The 13,697-nt window shown below is 63.4% G+C and carries 14 protein-coding genes and 1 pseudogene; 9 read left to right on the top strand and 6 right to left on the bottom strand.

All coding sequences use genetic code 11. The features are described 5' to 3' along the window. Positions 1 to 124 precede the first annotated feature (124 nt). From L981_RS05185 to ppk2, 4 genes are all read left to right on the top strand, one after another. The gene (locus L981_RS05185) at positions 125 to 535 is read left to right on the top strand and encodes a hypothetical protein (protein WP_043612470.1); all 411 of its coding nucleotides are present in this window, start codon (positions 125 to 127) and stop codon (positions 533 to 535) included. A gap of 102 nt (positions 536 to 637) precedes the next feature. Next, positions 638 to 1,111, top strand: coding sequence for a BA14K family protein (locus L981_RS05180; RefSeq protein WP_043612468.1), 474 nt, complete (start codon positions 638 to 640; stop codon positions 1,109 to 1,111). 370 nt (positions 1,112 to 1,481) lie between these two features. Beyond that, positions 1,482 to 3,245: a SulP family inorganic anion transporter gene (locus L981_RS05175; protein WP_052201604.1), complete on the top strand. Its 1,764-nt coding sequence runs from the start codon at positions 1,482 to 1,484 to the stop codon at positions 3,243 to 3,245. Further along, positions 3,232 to 4,086: a polyphosphate kinase 2 gene (gene ppk2 / locus L981_RS05170; RefSeq protein WP_043612466.1), complete on the top strand. Its 855-nt coding sequence runs from the start codon at positions 3,232 to 3,234 to the stop codon at positions 4,084 to 4,086. The genes L981_RS05175 and ppk2 overlap by 14 nt, the downstream gene beginning before the upstream one ends. Positions 4,087 to 4,182: 96 nt before the next feature. Here ppk2 and L981_RS05165 read toward each other — a convergent pair whose 3' ends face one another. The 5 genes from L981_RS05165 to L981_RS05145 all read right to left on the bottom strand — a co-directional run bounded on the left by L981_RS05165 (position 4,183) and on the right by L981_RS05145 (position 9,374). Continuing rightward, positions 4,183 to 4,644, bottom strand: a complete 462-nt coding sequence (locus L981_RS05165; protein ID WP_043612552.1) for a hypothetical protein — start codon at positions 4,642 to 4,644, stop codon at positions 4,183 to 4,185. A gap of 364 nt (positions 4,645 to 5,008) precedes the next feature. Continuing rightward, positions 5,009 to 6,844: a patatin-like phospholipase family protein gene (locus L981_RS05160; protein ID WP_052201603.1), complete on the bottom strand. Its 1,836-nt coding sequence runs from the start codon at positions 6,842 to 6,844 to the stop codon at positions 5,009 to 5,011. A gap of 256 nt (positions 6,845 to 7,100) precedes the next feature. Continuing rightward, entirely contained in the window at positions 7,101 to 8,129 is a 1,029-nt protein-coding gene (locus L981_RS05155) for an alpha/beta fold hydrolase (protein ID WP_043612464.1), read from the bottom strand. Positions 8,130 to 8,268: 139 nt separating this feature from the next. Then, positions 8,269 to 8,811 carry an MgtC/SapB family protein gene (locus tag L981_RS05150; RefSeq protein ID WP_052201602.1) on the bottom strand — a complete coding sequence of 181 codons (543 nt, stop codon included), beginning with the start codon at positions 8,809 to 8,811 and terminating at the stop codon, positions 8,269 to 8,271. A 116-nt stretch (positions 8,812 to 8,927) separates the two neighbouring features. Continuing rightward, positions 8,928 to 9,374: a pseudoazurin gene (locus L981_RS05145; protein WP_082005895.1), complete on the bottom strand. Its 447-nt coding sequence runs from the start codon at positions 9,372 to 9,374 to the stop codon at positions 8,928 to 8,930. A 149-nt stretch (positions 9,375 to 9,523) separates the two neighbouring features. Here L981_RS05145 and L981_RS05140 point away from each other — a divergent pair, with 149 nt between their 5' ends. The 5 genes from L981_RS05140 to L981_RS05120 all read left to right on the top strand — a co-directional run bounded on the left by L981_RS05140 (position 9,524) and on the right by L981_RS05120 (position 13,040). Then, positions 9,524 to 10,180, top strand: a complete 657-nt coding sequence (locus tag L981_RS05140; protein ID WP_043612462.1) for a MarR family winged helix-turn-helix transcriptional regulator — start codon at positions 9,524 to 9,526, stop codon at positions 10,178 to 10,180. Positions 10,181 to 10,394: 214 nt separating this feature from the next. Beyond that, a complete protein-coding gene (locus L981_RS05135) occupies positions 10,395 to 10,943 on the top strand; it encodes a carboxymuconolactone decarboxylase family protein (protein ID WP_043612460.1) in 549 nt (182 codons plus the stop codon). A 61-nt stretch (positions 10,944 to 11,004) separates the two neighbouring features. Continuing rightward, on the top strand, positions 11,005 to 11,559 hold the full coding sequence (locus L981_RS05130) for a peroxiredoxin (protein WP_156133969.1): 555 nt from the start codon (positions 11,005 to 11,007) through the stop codon (positions 11,557 to 11,559). A 25-nt stretch (positions 11,560 to 11,584) separates the two neighbouring features. Next, positions 11,585 to 12,292 (top strand): glutamine amidotransferase, encoded by a 708-nt coding sequence (locus tag L981_RS05125; protein ID WP_043612456.1) that lies wholly within the window; start codon positions 11,585 to 11,587, stop codon positions 12,290 to 12,292. Continuing rightward, the gene (locus L981_RS05120) at positions 12,285 to 13,040 is read left to right on the top strand and encodes an MOSC domain-containing protein (RefSeq protein WP_052201601.1); all 756 of its coding nucleotides are present in this window, start codon (positions 12,285 to 12,287) and stop codon (positions 13,038 to 13,040) included. Before L981_RS05125 ends, L981_RS05120 begins: the two co-directional genes overlap by 8 nt. Here the strand turns inward: L981_RS05120 and L981_RS34970 are convergent. Beyond that, positions 12,987 to 13,697 (bottom strand): annotated as a pseudogene (locus L981_RS34970) (hydroxyacylglutathione hydrolase); the annotation flags it as partial. The gene L981_RS05120 and the pseudogene L981_RS34970 overlap by 54 nt on opposite strands.

The following is a 13,697-nucleotide window of genomic DNA, read 5'->3' as shown; positions in this document are numbered from 1 at the left end:
GGCACGAAGATATGCATGATCGTACACGTAGAACGCGTGGGGCCGAGGGGCACATCTCGACGAGGAGAGACCGCTCTCGCCTCACGAAACTTAAAGCCGAACTCAAAGAAACCTCAGGATCCCAGTGAAAACCGTCAGATATCTGCTATTGGCCGCGGCTGCGATCACGTTATCGGCCTGCACGGCGACTTCCGAGAGTTCCCGGCAGCAGACGCTGTCGATCACCGCGCGCAGCGGGGTGAAGACGCTTGTGGCCAAGAACTGGCACATCAACGACGATTGCAGCCAGATCGACTATCCTGCGATGACGATTGCCGAAAAGCCCAAGCATGGCCGCCTCGAAATCGTCCACGAACCGGTCTATCCGAAACTGGACGGCAAGCGGTCGAAATGCGCGACGACCAAGGTGAACGGCGTCGTCGCCTACTATACGCCGAACCCCGGCTATACCGGCCGCGACCGGCTCGTCATTCGCTCCCCTTATGAGGACGGAAAGATCGAAGAGGGCGTGCTGAGCATAACCGTCGTCAAGTAGACGCGAGCCCAAGGCGGGCAACGGGAGCGCCTTTCAAAACGAAGTGCCATCGGGCCGGTTCCGCGCTATAATCAGGCGCGGGGTGGAAAGAAGGTGAAGCCAATGAAGAGGCTAGCAATCTTTGCCTTGTCGCTGGCGGCGGTGGCCACGAGTATCCCGCCCGCCATGGCATTTCCCCCGGCCGTTACGGCGGGGGTGGAGGCATCTCAAGTCCAACCGGTTCAATACAGGCACTACGGCGGCGGCTATCACGGCGGCGGCTATTATCACGGGCATCACCACGACGGTGGCGATGACTGGGCCTGGGCGCTCGGCGGACTGGCGACCGGCGCGATTATCGGCGGGCTGCTGGCGCAGCCACGCTACTATGGTCCGGGCTATTATGACGAAGGCTATTACGGCCCGACTTACGATGCCCCGCGTTACTATGCGCCGCGCTACTACCGCCAAACCTATTATGGAGGCAGTGCGCACACGCGCTGGTGTTATGCCCGCTACCGGTCCTACAGGGCCTATGACGACACTTTCCAGCCCTATTACGGCCCGAGGCAGGTATGCGTCTCCCCTTATTATTGACGCCGTGAAGCCTGGTTGAAACGGGCTTCACGATCGCGTGCAAGGCCAGAGGGGTTGCGCCGAAGGCAGGCCGGCGGCGCCCGCTCTTGCCCGCAGAAGTATTGATCGAACGAAAGCCGGAGGCGGTGCCCTCACTGGACGCAGCCGGTGACCCGAGGGCGGAAATCCCGCTGCGGCAGTCGCCGGGTCGATCCGGCCGGCGGCATCTCTAATTGTCTGCAACTTTTACTCTTTTTGTCGAAGCCGATGAAAGGAAAGTTTTGCATCCCTAATGTACGCAATGGTAGAGTGCATTGTTTGCGCTTCTCGCGTGGCCAGAATTATAGCATTTAGAGCACTTTGAGAGAGCAACGCCCCGGGGATCGTCAGCATGCTGAACCTGCCTCGCTTGCCGCTTCTGGACAACCTTAAGGGGTATCAGGGAAGCTGGCTGCGCAACGACATCTCCGCCGGCGTCGCTATTGCCGCGGTCGGACTGCCGAGTGCGATCGCCTATCCGGCGATCGCCGGACTGCCACCCGAGACGGGCCTTTACGCGAGCATCACGCCGCTCGTCGCCTACGCCCTCTTCGGTCCGTCGCGGCAACTGATCGTCGGACCGGACGCGGCGACGATGACGGTGCTGGCGGCGGTGCTGACCACGGTCTTCGCCTCATCCTCCGGCGACGCCGACCGCGTAACGGCCGCCGCCCTACTTGCGCTCATCGTCGGCATCCTCTGTCTCATTGCCCGTCTCGTTCGTCTCGGCGTGCTCGCGACCTTTCTGTCGCGCCCGATCCTCACGGGCTTTTTTGCCGGCATTTCGCTCTCGATCCTGGTCGGGCAGATCAAGCGCGTCACCGGCGTGCAGATCGAATCCGAGGGGTTGATCAGCCCCATTCTCGAACTTCTGAGACAAGCCGGCTCCATCCATTGGCCCACCCTGGTGTTTGCCTTGGCGTGTTTTGCACTGCTTCAGGTCGCCCGGATCTATCGCTCGCCCGTTCCAGGTCCCGTCATCGTCGTCTTCGTCGCCGTGTTGTTATCCTATCTCTTCGATTTCGAAGGGCGCGGCATGACGGTCGTCGGCAACATTCCCGACGGCCTGCCGTCCTTCGTCCTGCCCCGTCTCGAGGGTCTGCCGATCGACGCCCTGCTGACAGGGGGGGCCGCGATCTTCCTCGTCAGTTTCGGCTCCGGCGTCATCGCGGCGCGCAGCTTTGCCGCACTCGGCGGCTACCGCGTCGATCCGAACCGCGAACTGAGCGGCTTTGGCGCCGCCAACATCGCGGCCGGCCTGTTCGGGACGTTTCCGGTGACCGCCTCTGATTCACGCACGGCCGTGAACTTCGCCGTTGGCGGACGGTCGCAGATCGCAAGCCTCGTTGCGGCGGCAACCCTGATGGCGGTGCTGCTCTTTCTCGGCAACGTCCTGCGCATCCTGCCGGTCGCCGCACTCGGCGCAATTCTGGCGGCGACCGCGCTCAGCCTGATCGACATCGACGGTCTCCGACGGATCTGGAGCGTCAACCGCATCGAGTTCATCTTCGCACTGATTGCCCTTTGGGGGCCGATCGGCCTCGGCGTGCTCAACGGTGTGGTCATCGCCATTGCCGCGACGCTGGTCTACCTCATCCTGCAGACCATGTATCCGCACGACGCCATGCTGGGCCGCATCCCCGGGCGCGACGGTTTTTACAAGCTGCATCGCATGACCGAAGCGCGCCCGGTCCCCGGATTCGGCGCCTGCATGGTGCAGGACAGCCTGCTTTTCTACAACGCCGACTACGTTCGCGAGCGGCTGGAAGCGATCGCCGAGAGCCTGCCCCAGCCCGCCCGCTGGCTGGTGATCGACGCGAGCGCCATCCCGCAAATCGACAGCACCGCCGCGGACATGCTTGGCGAGTTGCAAGACGACCTGAAGAGCCGCGGCATCACTCTTGGCCTTGCCGAGCTGCACACCGATGCGCGCGCCCTGCTCGAGCGGTCCGGAGTCGTCGAGAAGATCGGCCCGGGCATGATCTTCGAGGGGATGGAGGATGCGCTCGACGCCTACGAGGCCAAATACGGGCGGAACGCCGACCAGCCGGCCGGCTCCGTCGAAATCAAGCCAGATGACCATGTCCAAACGGGAGGGAAGAATGGGCAAGCATGACGGCAAGAAGAAGAAGGGCAAAGACAAGAGCGACGGCGAAATAGCCGCGGACGCAACGACTTCGGAAGAATCGTCGTCCGAGGGCTATGCCAAGGAGCTCTCCCGGCTGCAGCAGGAGACCGCCCATCTGCAGGCCTGGGTGAAGAAAACCGGCGCGCGCATCGTGATCGTCTTCGAGGGCCGCGATGCGGCCGGCAAGGGCGGCGTGATCAAGCGGCTGACCGAGCGTGTCAGCCCGCGCGTCTTCCGCGTCACCGCGCTGCCGGCGCCGACCGACCGCGAGAAGTCGCAGATCTACATGCAGCGCTATATCCAGCACCTGCCGGCCGCCGGCGAGATCGTGATCTTCGACCGCTCCTGGTACAACCGTCCCGGCGTCGAACGAGTCATGGGTTTCTGCTCGGACGACAGCGCCCGGCGCTTCCTCGAGCTCGCGCCACGTTTCGAAGCGGCCATGGTCGAAAGCGGCATCATCCTGCTCAAATACTTCCTCGACGTCAGCGAGAAGGAGCAGGAAAAGCGCTTCCGGCAGCGCATTGCCGATCCGCTGCGTCAATGGAAACTCAGCCCGATGGACGTCGAATCCTATCGCCGCTGGTGGGACTATACCCGCGCCTACAATGAGATGATCCGCATGACGGACACCGAATTTGCGCCCTGGTGGATCGTGCCGTCGGATGACAAGAAGCGAGCCCGCATCAACTGTATCTCGCACATTCTCTCGTCCATTCCATACGAGCGCGTGAAATTCACAGAGCCCGACCTCGGCAAGCGCCAGAAACGACCGGATGACTTTGCCGCGGACGACCACGTGCGCAGAACCGTTCCGGACGTTCTGTAAAACTGAAAAGCCCGCACCAAAGGTGCGGGCTTTTGAATGCTTCGATCGGGAACCGGCCGGCGGTGCGACCACACGATCCACGTAGGACCGTCGCCCTCAGACTTTTTCAGGCGCCCAGTTCAGGAAGAACCCGACGTCACCGGGAACGCCGCCGGGGAAGTTGATGATCATCGCCTTCAACTTGTAGCCATTCGGCTTGCCGAAGGCCTGATAGCGATCGAAGAACTCCTTTGCCTTACCCTGCAACGTGTTCGGCCAATCCCGGTCGCCGCTGTTGATCGCGCGGCCGCTGTCGGTGCAAAGCTCGGACGGGAAGCTGTAGACCATCGCTTCGAACTTGCCGGCTTTCACGGCGTTCGTCACCAGGCGGCGGACGATGGCGATTTCCTCCTCCGTCACGTGTTTCTTGAGAAAATCCGCGGCAAAATCGGCGTGCTTTTGCTCTTCGATGGATTTCAGCCGCCGCTCCTTGTCCATCTCGTCCATTTCGCGCTGGAGCATCTGCATTCTGAGGTCCTGCGCACTCGGAGGTGCGCCGGCATTCTTGTTGTCAGACATCACATCGATCCACTTCAAGCTATTGGGCGCTCTGTGACGAGGCGGCACACGTTTTCCGCGCATCGCATGGCCAGGAACGTCCCGCAGTTACACCCAAGGGAACCCGAACGGAGTGCGGTTCGGGGACGAAACATTTTTGAACGCGAGCCGCTGTTTCTCCGATGACCCTCTATTTATTGGTCTTTTCACGGCAAACCGAGAGAGCCGCCGCCGGCTCTCCCGACACAAGGCTATCCTAAAATACCACAACCGCAAGAGGACAGTGACAACTTAACAGGGGCGACAATATCAGTCGAAAGTCCACGCGCATTCAAGCCGACTGCGCGCCCTCGGAAAAGTTCGCGCCGCAGATATGTGGCGGATCCTAGAGCGCGGAACGCCCCGTTGCCCCGCCATATGTTTCCAGCGAGCCGGAGTGAGCCGGCAGGTCAAAAATGGCCTCCATTCGGGGGTCGTTTTCACCGATACGCTCATCAATCCATGACCTTGCCCATTGATAGGCTTCGGCGAACAGTTCGGAGTGCCGGCTCCAATCCATAAAGCTGATCGCGGCCGACACCGGTGGGGAAATCAGGATGTCCCTTTCGCCAAGCGCAATCTCCTGCGGCCGATGCGCCAACATGCTTGCGGCAATGACCTGGATCAGGTTGGGGATCTTCGGCAAGCCCGAGCGGCCGAAAGGGTTCAGTAGCCGGACGGTCAATTCGGACGCCCCGGGTATGCTGTCATAGTCGATGTGCTGTTTTCCAGGACCGCCCCCGCCCAGGCTTACGACGACGTTGGGGCCCGTCTTCAACTCCTTCATCTGCTCCAGCGGCAGATTGTTCATGATTGCCCCGTCGACCAGCATGTCCCCGTCGGCCGTGAAGAAGGGCGGCAGGATGCCGGGGATCGAGCCCGACGCTCTGACGGCCTGCCACAGCTTTCCGCGGCGATGAACATGCGCCTGCCCGGTGCTGAGATTGGTCGACAGCGCGAAAAAGGGCAGCCAGAGATCCTCGATGAGTACGTCGCCATATTCGGCCTGCAGCGTGCGGTCGAGCACCTTGTGATCCAGCAGCGCATATTGCGGCACGGTCAGTCGACGAAACGCGCGGCTACGGACAAAGATCTCGTGCGTCCCGCGATTGATCTCGTCAGCGTTCATGCCGCGGGCAAAGCCCGCCATCATCGCCGCGCCCGAACTGGTGCCTCCCAGATAGTCGAAGGACGCGCCGGCCTCGACGAAAGCCTTGTGGACGCCAAGATGCGCGCATCCGAGCGAGCCTCCGCCGGCGGCGACGAAGCCCCTGGCCTCCCCGGAAATGAAGCGGGCCAGGCGCTCGACATCCTCTCCGTCTTCGAGCGCCACATGGTGATGCTGCCGGATGCCGGGGCGCTCGTTCAGCCAGGCGCTGGTGCCGGTGACCGTTGGGGCGCGCCTGCCGTGGACCAGAACCAGCCGCACACTCGATGGCGAATGCACGGACAGTGCGAGTTGCTCCGACGGGTTGCGTTTTTCAGAGCCGGACGCCTCACCGACCAATAGGGCGCCATCGGCCTGGCGAATACAGACACGCGTCCAGTCGCTCGGCTCCTCGTCGGCGATGTAGACGATGCCTCCGACCTTGGCCTCCAATTGGTTGAGCCAGTCCAGCACCGGCTGATCATCGACCGGAATGCCGGGAAAGCGCTCTTCGATGTCGGCCCTCGCCAGGAAGGCCGTGCGCGTGGACCCGGCGAAAGCCTTGCGCAACAGGTCGATGAAGCGGGGAGAAACCCGGCTGCTTCCGGCCGCAACAATTGCGAGCGTCCTTATCCGGCAGGCACCCTTGGCATGCGGCGAAGCCGGCGCTTGCTTGGCGAACCGTCGCGCCAGAAACGTCGTCACCGACTGGCGCAAGCTCGGCAGGCTGCGCGCCGCCTTTTCGAACTGGTGGTCGCAGATTGAAAGGACAATTGAATCGCGAACTGCAACGACCGTGGCCATGCGCGGCAGGCCGGCGAAGAAGCCGACCTCGCCAACGAGTTCGCCCTGCCCTATTTCGGCAACCGGTTCGGAGATGTCATCCCGGTGCACGGTGAAGCGGCCGGAGAGAACCACGAAAAACCGGTCCGATGGCTCGCCCTGGCGGACCAGAACCTCACCGCGCCGCACGATGCCGCGATCGGAATTGGCAGCCAAGGCTTCCAGTGCGGCCAGCGACGTCTGGTCGAACATTAGGGTCTCCGACAACAACTTGGCAGCAAGGGAACCGGTGGCGTCCATCGAACCTTCCTTGGAAACGGGCCACTTCCGAGCTTAGCCGTTTCGATCGGGATTGCCGAACAGATTTCCTCACCATGCAATACGACGCAGCCGGCGTTCACCGGACCAGAAATGGACGGCATCGCCCCTCAAGACACGATAGCCACGCGAGGCCGTGGACGCCAGCCGGATGCAACCTTCCTGCGCGGAACGGCGTTGCGTCACCGTTTCATGGGCCAGCCGGAAAGGCCTCAGCCAGAAAACCGATGATGAGAAAAGCGAGTTCCCGATGGATCTCGTCGCGTCCACGAACCCCGCCGTCCTTGCAGACGATGCCGTCCCCGGGCGTCTCCGCCTCGATCAACGCCGCAGCGCCCAGCTTGCAAGTCTGCATGAAGCTGAAATGCATCGCATCGGGGATTTCGACATAGGTGGACGCATTTTTCGGCAAGCGCTCGGCGAGATAACCGGATTCGAGCCTGGCCGGCATGTCACCGATATCGGTGCCGGCGGCAATGACCAGTGATGGAAGACGAACCCGTGCCAGGCTGTCGGGATCAAAACCCCGCGCCAGCCCCAGATCGAGCGACACGAAGGCATCGAGCCGAGGGTCCCTCAGGTCTTTTTCGAGCTCGGGCCGATCGAGGCCAAGCTCTGCGCTGAGGCTGCAGGCGCGCGGACTGGCATTTGTCTCGCAATCACGCCTGAAGCGATCCCCGTCGAATGCCGCCCCGGCCAGTGCACTCACGGTCCATCCTCCGAGCGAATGGCCAATGGCTGCAATCCGGCCTTCATCGATGTCTCCGGCAAGCGCCGGATCGGCGATCAAGGCATCGATGACCCGGCTGAGGTCGCGTGGGCGCTCCCACAACTCCGCCGCCTGCTTCGCGTTCCTGTCGAACGTGGTGGTGCCCGGGTGATCCGGGGCAGCGACGACATAGCCTTGCTCGACCAGCCTGCCCGCCAGCCAATTCAGATTGCGCCAGCTGCCGCCGTAACCGTGGGAGAGCACGACCAACGGTCGCGCTCCCTTGGTGGTCGCCGCATTTCTGATAGCCGGGATACCCTCGAGGGCCCGGTTGTCGCCAACGGTAGTGGCTGTCGCGCGGTCTTGAGTGGAATACCAGAGCGCAACGTGGAGTGGTCGAGCGCTGTCCTTGTAAATGTCGGCCTCCCGAAAGCCGACCGCGTCTTTGGCGTGACCGAGCACTGCGGAACCAAGCCACAAGATGCCGGCGAAAAGGAATGGTTTGAACATGAGGGCCCCTTCGGTTGAAAACCTGGCCTCCATCCCGCGAAAACGGCCAACCGGCGACCTCGAACGCGATCGAGGACGAAAGCGGCTGGTGGCAGCATCAAAAACAGTGGGAAAGCACGCGTGTGGTGGGTCAGCGGACCTATCGCTTCGGACGTCTCTTGCCGGACGCAGCAGTTCCTTCGCCCTCCGGTTCCACGTCGGACATTTCGTGCCGCATGGCCTTGCCCTCGAAATGGCCGATGATGGTAAGAACGGCGAAGGCGGAGCCGACCGCAAGGCCGGCGACGATCCAATGGCCAAAGCCGACGGAGATGCCGATCGCGCCTGCGAGCCAGAGGCTCGCGCCGGTCGTCAGGCCCTGGACCTCACCGCGAGACAAGACGATGGTTCCGGCTGCAAGGAAGGCGACGCCTGCGGTCACGGCCTCCACCACGCGCAGCGGGTCGATGCGGACGCGTTCGTCGAAGAAGCCGCCGAGGCGGACGCTTTCGATCGAGATGATGCCGAAAGTGCAGGCTGCGAGGCAGACGAGCATATGGGTCTTGAGGCCGGCCGGGCGTGCCTTGACTTCGCGCTCGAAGCCGATGACCGCGCCCATCAGCAGCGCTCCGAGGATGCGCGCAAAAATGACCGTATAGGGGATCTGCGACGGCGGGAACAATTCGGCGGTGATCTGATCCATGCGGAACCAACGCGAATGCTCCGCATTGGTTCCGCATGATGGCGCCCGCGCCTCACCCAGTGCGCAGACGCCAGGAGCGGCCTGTCCCCACCCCGCTCCGAAGCGCTAGAAGTCGCTTAGTTGCCCAGCGCCGCGAGGGCCGCGTCCAGGCGTTCCTGCGCCTTCTTCGGGTTCTTCGCTCCCTTGACCGCTTCCAGGTTTGCCGGCGCATCGCCGACCTGAACGACGCCCACCATGCCCATGCCGTAGTGCGGCGTGCACTTGACGCCGTAGACGCCCGGTGCCGTGAAGGTCACCTTGTAGTTTTCATTGATCTTGCTTTTGAAGGCCTCGGCGCCATCGGGGATCATGCCCTTGATGGTTTCGACGTTATGTCCCTTGTCGGTCGGGATGAAGGTGACCGTGTCGCCGGGCGCAACCTTCAGCGACGCCGGCTCGAAAACCATCGCGCCGTCCTTGCCCTTGTTCAGCATGTGCACTTCGAAGTCCGCGGCGGCTGCCGGCGCGGCGACCAGCATTGCCGCGATCGCGATACCAAATCCGCTCTTGATTGCATTCAACATCGTCTTCTCCATTTGAGCGACCAGCCCGTGTTCGGGTTGTTCGAGAAGAGGATTAAGCCTGAGACGCCCCCTCCACTTTGATGCGCGTCAAATTCGCGTCGCTTTTTATCGGCGTTGACAATACATAGGATTCCTATATTAATCGCCTCATGAGCAAGGAACCTGACACGACACCGGCCCTGGTCGACCGCATCGGCGACGGGCTATCCCGCGTGGCGACGGCCATGCGCACGGAGGCCTGGTCTACCGCGGACGCGATCGGCCTCAATCCCACGCAATTGCAGATCCTGACCTTCCTCGTCGCCCGTGGTCGCGGCGGAATGCGAGTGAAGCAGATTGCCGGCTATCTCGGCGTCAGCCAGCCGACGACGACGGACTCCATCAACGCACTTCTGCGCAAGGGGCTGGTCGAAAAGCGCGCAGATCCGAGCGACGCACGCGCGCTTTCGGTCGCCACCACGCCGGCCGGCGAGGACGCAGTGCGACGGGCGGGCCGGCTCGCCTCCGCAACGGAGGATGCCATCGCTTCGCTTTCGAGGCTGGAGCAGCAGGACCTGCTCATGCATCTCGTCAAGATCATCCGCGGCCTGCAGACGGCTGGCGCCATTCCGGAACAGCGCATGTGTGTCAACTGTCGATACTTCCGGCCGCATGTCTACGACGATCCGAAAGCGCCGCATCACTGCGCATTCGTCGATGCTGCGTTCGGAGCGGCGGAACTGCGCGTCGATTGCGGCGAATACGAAACGGCGGAACCCGAGGCGCAACGGGCCGCCTGGCGTCTCTTCAATCGCGAGACGGTCTGATCATGCGAAACAATCCAGTCGCTGGCGCCAAAGCCGGCGGTCCTGAAGGCGTCATCGAGCATCCCCGGCGCCGTTTCAACAAGCTTCACCATCGGAATTCGCGAGCGCTGTTTCCTGCGTCGCAAGCGGACAGACGATGATGTCGGCGCCGGTCCGACGACTGCCATCGGCGGACCGGCAATTTTCTCCCTCCAGCAAACAGAAAGAGAAAACCATGAGCAGAATTAATCTAGTCGACCCCGTTTCGGCAACCGGTCCCAGCGCCGAACTGCTTGGCGAAATCCGCTCCGCCTTCGGGGTCGCACCCAACATGTTCCGCGCCGTCGCCAATTCGCCGGCGGCCCTTGCCAGCATGTGGGGCTCCTTCGGTGCACTCGGCAACGGTCGCCTCGGCGCCAAGCTCGGCGAGCAGATCGCCGTTGCCGTCGCGGATCGCAACGATTGCCACTATTGCCTGGCAGCCCACACGGCTCTTGGCCGCAAGGCAGGCGCGACCGCCGAGGAGATGACGGCCGCACAACGTGGCAAGTCCGCCGATCCGAAGACGGCCGCGGCCCTCGCCTTTGTGCAGAAGCTCGTCGATGCGCGCGGACAGGTATCCGACGCGGATGTGCGCTCCCTGCGCGAGGCCGGCTACGATGACGAGGACGTGGTCGAGATCGTCGCCCATGTCGCGCTCAACCTGTTCACCAACTACATCAACGTCGCGCTTGCCGTTCCCGTCGATTTCCCCGGCGTGAAGCTCGTCCGCGAAGCCGCCTGACCTGCGAAATCGCATTGGCCGGGCGGCGAGCCTTCGCCCGGCCCTCTTGGAGATGAGAACAATGAACAGCAATCGCAGGATCACGGCTCCGGAACTCGCCGTTTCGACCTGGTTCAACACACAGGAACGTCCAAGCCTTGCGCAGCTTCGCGGCCGGGTCGTTTTCCTTCATGCGTTTCAGATGCTGTGCCCGGCTTGCGTTTCGCATGGACTGCCGCAGACGCAACGCGTCCAGAGCATTTTTCGGGACACCGATCTTCAGGTCCTCGGCCTGCATTCGGTGTTCGAACATCACGCGGTCATGACACCGGAAGCGCTGAAGGCCTTCATTCATGAATATCGCCTGACCTTCCCGATCGCCGTCGACCAGCCTTCCGACCAGGGACCGATAGCGAAAACGATGGAACTCTACGGCATGCGCGGCACGCCGACGGCCATCATCATCGGACGAGACGGTCACATCGAACACCATCGTTTCGGCATCGAAGATGACATGGCCATCGGCGCGCGTCTTGCCACACTCCTTTCCGCGCCGATCCCCGATTTTGCCACGGCGGCCGCAACCTCCGCCGGCTGCACCAGCGAAGGCTGCGTCCCCGACACGCGTGCCGGCTAGAACCTCTGAGCATGGAGAACAGACGATGACGACCAGAAAGGCGCTCGCCCTCAGGCACGTGCATTTCGAAGATCTCGGCAGCTTTGCCGGACCGCTGCGAGCGGCGGGTTTCGAAATCGAGTATCGCGATGTCGGCGACGAAAATTACCTCTCTTTCGATCCCTTGGAGCCCGATCTCGTCATCGTGCTCGGCGGCCCGATCGGCGTCTATGAAGACGAGGCCTACCCCTTCATCGCAGGGGAAATCGCCATGCTTCAGGCGCGTCTTGCCGGCGACCGGCCGACGCTCGGCATCTGCCTCGGCGCCCAGCTGATCGCCCGTGCGCTCGGTGCCAGCGTCTATCCTTCCGGCCTGAAGGAGATCGGATTTTCGCCGTTGAGCCTGACCGCCGCAGGCCGGGCCTCCCCCCTCCGCCATCTGGCCGATGTCTCCGTCCTACATTGGCACGGCGATACCTACGACCTGCCCGCCGGCACGGAACTTCTGGCTTCGACACCGCTGATTGCGCAACAAGGCTTTGCGCGCGGCAAGACGGTGCTCGCCCTCCAGTTTCACCCGGAGGCGCAAACCGGCGCGGCGTTCGAACGCTGGCTCGTCGGTCACGCCTGCGAACTGGCGGCCGCCGGGCTCAGCGTTCCGATCCTGCGCGCCGATGCCCGACGTCTCGGGCCTCATCTCGAGGCAGCGGCCGCTTCGGTGATCGGCGAATGGCTGGAGAACATCGATGGTTGAGCCGGCCCCGTTCGCGCTCGACGCCCTGCTCATCGGCAGCCTCTCGCCGATCGACGACCGCGGAACCCTAAGCGGCATCGACAAACGCCCGGCTCTCGGCCCGGTGCATCTCGGCACAACCGGCTTTGCCGGCGACCATCAGGGCGATCTGAAGAGGCACGGCGGCCCGGACAAGGCCGTGCACCATTACCCGCGCGACCATTATCAGACATGGGCTGACGAGATCGGAAGCGTTGCGCGGCTGCAGCAGCCGGGCGCGTTCGGCGAGAACATCTCGGCCTTGGGGCTGACCGAAAGCGATGTCGCGATCGGCGACCGGTTCCGCCTCGGCGAAACCCTTCTCGAGGTGAGCCAGGGCCGGCAGCCGTGCTGGAAGCTGAACCGCCGTTTCGATTTGCCGGACATGGCCCGCCGCGTCCAGCAGACCGGCCGCACCGGATGGTACTACCGGGTCATCGAAACGGGCATGGTTTCCCCCGACGACCGGATGCAACGCGTCGAGCGGCGCCATCCCGAATGGACGATCGCCCGGCTGTGGCACTATCTTTACGTCGATACGCTCAACCGCGAGGCCCTGTCCGCAATCGCCGATCTCGCCATCCTGCCGCCGAATTGGCGCGAGTACGCCGCCAAGCGCCTGCAGACGCGGGCGGTCGAAGATTGGTCCCGCCGGCTCGACGGCGAGGCTCCGGCTTCAACGCCTGATGGCGCCGTCGATGGCCGTGACCGCTCGCTGCCGAACGGATGACGCCGCCCTCCGGCGGGTGGCGCCCCTGTCCGCCCTCGCCAGCATCTCGGCGATCTCGTCGGCAACAAAGATCGCGTGATCGTTGACCTGCGGCAGGCCCATGAGTTCGCCGAAGGTGCCGCGCGCCAGCGGGCCGGCAACGATCAGCGATCTCTCAGCTGCGCCGCTTGCCCCGATCGCCCGGCTCGCCTCATCGCAGGCAAGCCCAAGCCCGACACTGTCTAGGCGCAGCCAGCCCTTCGACGCCAGATCCGCAAGCCATTCCTGGCTGGAAAGAACGCCCGTATGCGCCGGGCCGGTCGTCACGACGCAGGCATCGAACAACAGGCGCTCATGGGCACGCGTGTGCCGGTGACGGATGTCGACCGCGATGACTTGGCCATAGCGTTCGACGCCTTCGATCGAAGCGCCGAGAATGCGCAACTGTCCCGTCTCGGCTGCCTGCCGGATCGCGTCGTCGATCTGCGGCGCCACGCGAAAGCGGTGCGCGTCCCAGAAGGGCCGCAGGCGCCTTACCAGCAGGCGGCGCTCCGCCACCGGCAGCGCACGCCATACCTGTCCACCCTGGCTGCGCAGGGCATCGAAAACCGCATGCCAGCTGAGCCCCGCCAAAGCGGCTTGCCGCACCGCCAGGCGCACGCGTCGAAGAAGCTCGAG

The organism is Ensifer sp. ZNC0028 (genome assembly GCF_000799055.1).
GTDB lineage: Bacteria > Pseudomonadota > Alphaproteobacteria > Rhizobiales > Rhizobiaceae > Ensifer.
The sequence above is the reverse complement of the archived record's forward strand: the minus strand, read 5'-3'. Positions and strand labels throughout refer to the sequence as shown.